The organism is Cryobacterium inferilacus (assembly GCF_019599185.1).
Taxonomy (GTDB): domain Bacteria; phylum Actinomycetota; class Actinomycetes; order Actinomycetales; family Microbacteriaceae; genus Cryobacterium; species Cryobacterium inferilacus.
Genome location: NZ_JAIEUL010000044.1, coordinates 1 through 3,412 on the forward strand (window position 1 = coordinate 1; position 3,412 = coordinate 3,412).

The 3,412-nt window shown below is 61.8% G+C and carries 2 protein-coding genes and 3 pseudogenes; 3 read left to right on the forward strand and 2 right to left on the reverse strand.

What is annotated here, in order from left to right; all coding sequences use genetic code 11:
- Window positions 1-272 precede the first annotated feature (272 nt).
- On the forward strand, window positions 273-1,082 hold the full coding sequence (locus tag K2F54_RS18760; protein WP_220607377.1) for an EcsC family protein: 810 nt from the start codon (window positions 273-275) through the stop codon (window positions 1,080-1,082).
- Window positions 1,083-1,443: 361 nt separating this feature from the next.
- Window positions 1,444-2,058 (forward strand): DUF4230 domain-containing protein, encoded by a 615-nt coding sequence (locus tag K2F54_RS18765; RefSeq protein ID WP_220607378.1) that lies wholly within the window; start codon window positions 1,444-1,446, stop codon window positions 2,056-2,058.
- 14 nt (window positions 2,059-2,072) lie between these two features.
- Here the strand turns inward: K2F54_RS18765 and K2F54_RS19750 are convergent.
- A pseudogene (locus K2F54_RS19750) lies at window positions 2,073-2,277 on the reverse strand (ATP-binding protein); the annotation flags it as partial.
- 149 nt (window positions 2,278-2,426) lie between these two features.
- On the opposite strand from K2F54_RS19750, the pseudogene K2F54_RS18775 reads away from it, so the two are divergent.
- Window positions 2,427-2,795: pseudogene (locus K2F54_RS18775) on the forward strand (transposase); the annotation flags it as partial.
- 83 nt (window positions 2,796-2,878) lie between these two features.
- Here K2F54_RS18775 and K2F54_RS18780 read toward each other — a convergent pair.
- Window positions 2,879-3,337: pseudogene (locus tag K2F54_RS18780) on the reverse strand (dihydrofolate reductase family protein); the annotation flags it as partial.
- Window positions 3,338-3,412: the final 75 nt, after the last annotated feature.

Here is a 3,412-nt window from a genome sequence, read left to right on the forward strand (position 1 = left end):
TGGCGCTCAACCCGAATATTCAGTGGCGCTCAAAGACGCGACCCCGACAGCGAGCAGGTGGCGCTCAAGCGCAATATTGGTGGCGCTCAGGAACGCAAATACTCACACGTCCCTCGGCCCGGTCAGCCCCGCAGAGTTCGAGCTGCAATACTCAAACCAGACCGCGGTCTTTGCTCAAGAGGCATTGCCGCCTACGAGCGAGCCGAGGTCACTCCGACGTTGCGCTTCCCATCTCGGGCACATCAACGTATCAACTTCAGATAGGAATCGCCATGTCCAGCACGACCTCACTGATGCCCGAGGAGACACCGACGGCTACCTCCGACGAGGCCACGCTGACGGCGGAGGAGGCGACGGGTCCCGTCGTCAGGGAGACACCTATTGCCGATGAGACGACTACGACTACCGCCGAAAGGGCGTCTGGGCAGCTCCTGAAGCTGGTCGGTACAGTGATTGACACTGGTGTCGGTCCGCTGACAGGGTCGATCACGTGGGCGGAAGATCGTCTCGCCCGCGTCCAAGGAACCCGCTACGAGCACAATGCCGACCCAACACGGAAGGTTAGGTCGGACGAGCACGATGATATCGAGAAGGCGATCAAGAGGCTGATCATCGAGTCGGTGGAAGCCGCCAGCGTAAACGGTTTCGTCACCGGGCTCGGTGGCTTCATCGCGATGCCACTTACTGTCCCTGCAAACATGGCAGGCGCACTCGTGATCAATGCGCGTCTCACAGCCGCAATCGCCTACCTGCGAGGCTACGACCCCAAGGACCCCCACGTCCGCACGGTGGTCACTCTAATCGCGGTTGGCTCGAACGCACAGCAGATCGTGAAGACATTTGGCATTGCGGCTGGAGCGAAGGTGGCGATTCAGGCGATCAAGAAGCTCCCGATAGTGCTGATTCGCGAGATCAACAAGAAGGCCGGTTTCATGCTTCTGGCCAAGTTCGGCACGAAGCGCGCGCTCGTCACCTTGTCCAAAGGTGTACCGCTCGTAGGTGGCGTGATCGGCGGTGCGGTTGACGCGACCATGACCGCCGTTATCGGCCGCACCGCGAGTGCGATGTTCCCCGTCGATTAATCGATTCTTTCTGGCAGCCACCACGGTCGCAGCGCCATCCGATCCGACACCTCGGAGGTCTGGAGCCAAGTTGGTTCCCGGTGCACTGGCCCTGGAGTGGGCCGATCAAGTACCTTGCGTGCGCCCGCAACATCTCGACGTCGTCCCATTTTGGGGCTGCTGAAGACGTGGTCCGGTACTTTCACGTCATCGGAAGTGCTTCACCTTAAGGTGTGGGAGCGCGGCCGACTTGGAGGCGACGGCGAGTTCAACGTGCGCGCGTCGGTCAAAGTCGAGCACACGCAATAAGCTCAGATCGAAACAGCTCACTCGGCGCCGCCGACAGGAAAACCTGGGCCGTTTCAACGGCTAGGGGGATCCGATGACCACATTGGTTTTGTTCAAACGCATGGCTTTCGTGGCGGTGGGTGCGGTAGTGGCGCTTGCCGGGCTCGGTGTGGCGAACGAGTATGGATTTACCCCGTTCCAGCCGCCGCAGACAGATCGGAGTCAGCCCGCTGTGCTGATGTCCATACAGAATCTCAGCCGGTACGAGGCCGCGGTCGCCAATTTCGAAAAGGTGATTGATATCCAGGACGAAGTCGCGAGGATCCCAGGCATCATTCCCGGCCGGCGGACGCTTTTTGTCGCGGTGGGCACGGTCGACGCCTATGTCGACCTGTCCGGCCTCGCTGAAAAGGACATGACGCTGTCCGAGGACGGCAAGTCGGTGACGGTCCGACTGCCCGAGCCGGAACTCGAAAAGCCCAACATCGACCACGCCAAGTCCCATGTGGTTGATACTCGAACCACGTTCGACAAAATCTCCGACTTCATCGAGCTGCCTCAGGAGGCGAAGTTGTACCTTCGCGCCGAAAAGGACATGGCTGCCGCCGCGGAGGAATCAGAGCTACGGAAACGAGCGACTGCGAACACCGAGGCTATGTTGACCGCTACGTTCGACACTCTGGGCATCCGCGCCACCTTCATCGACTAAGGCGTGTCGAAAAGAGCGATCGCGCAGCCTAGATATGACTTCCCCGACCCGGTGAACCCCTGAAGGACGACGTTCTGTTGCCGGGCCACGAACGAACATGCCGAGCTGGGTCAGCAGCTGCCGGTTCAGCCCGCGCTCGTCGAGCAGGTCGATGCGCCGCATATCTGCGTTCGGATAGCGCAGCCCTGCCCGCCGGATCAACCCGGCAACCTTCGAATGGGTCCCTCCGGCTTAGTAGGCGCTGCCGCGGACGTATCCGCCCTCATCACTGGCGGGCTCGTCTGGGACGAGACCGGTTTTGTCCTTGCCCGGTGTCGAGGATCGGTCTCAGGTGCGCATAGCGTGGCGAGCGAATTGGCCCCACCACCAGCACCCTAGACGCCGTCACCGCTGACAAAACCCACCGGCAACACGCGATCATCGAGCAGGTCAACGCCGACCTGAAAGACAGTGCGCTGGCGCACCTGCCGTCAGGGAAGTTCACCGCCAACGCCGCATGGCTGGTGTTGGCCACGATCGCGTTAAACCTCTCCCGCGCCGCGGACACCCTCGCCGGCACCAGCCTTGGCAAGGCGCGCACCGGTACCATCCGCCGGAAACTGATTCAGATTCCAGCGCGCATCTCGACCTCAGCCCGGAAACACATCCTGCACCTCCCTGCCAGCTGGCACTGGGAAACCGGGTGGACAGCTTTGTTCGCGGCGGCCTGCGGCCCGCCACGAACCAAGCTCATCTGACCACCCAGCCCCACGGCGCAATCGGACCAGGAACATCACCGGCAGCAAGGCCGGCCGCTTCGCCATGCCTGCCAGCAGAACTTTCAGATCCAACGGTGGCGGGCCGATTCAACCAGACCGACCGGTGGATCGAGGCTTAGCGTGGGCCGGTATCGCATGGCGACTGCCCCCGATGGGAGCTCGTGGCGATCGACGAGTTCGAGCTGAATTTGCTCATGCAGACCGGCGAGCAACGTTGGTCCGTGGCCGGCAAGTACCGGCTGAACGAGGAATTCGTACTCGTCGATCAGTCCCAGATCTGCCAAGGCCAGGGGGAGTGTCACGCCACCCACCCACAGGCCCTCGCCTGACTCCTGCTTGAGCCGCTGAACCGCTTGCCCCAGGTCGCCTTGCACCAGATCGGCATTCCAATCGACCTCGCTCAGTGTGCTCGACACGACGTACTTCTTTGCCCGGTCGATGGTCTCGGCGAATGGTTTCTGCCACTCATTCATCCAGTCAGGCCACGTGCCGGTGGCCGGCTTCTGCCATGCCGATGCCAGGTCACGTCCCGCTGAGTGGTGGAGTTTCTCAACACCGTGCGGGTCAGTTGTTCTAGCTTAGGCGGCGGCGAGTTC

Coding starts and splice junctions, on each gene's coding strand:
- K2F54_RS18765 (WP_220607378.1), top strand. CDS start 1,444: ATGACCACATTGGTTTTGTTCAAACGCATGGCTTTCGTGGCGGTGGGT.
- K2F54_RS18760 (WP_220607377.1), top strand. CDS start 273: ATGTCCAGCACGACCTCACTGATGCCCGAGGAGACACCGACGGCTACC.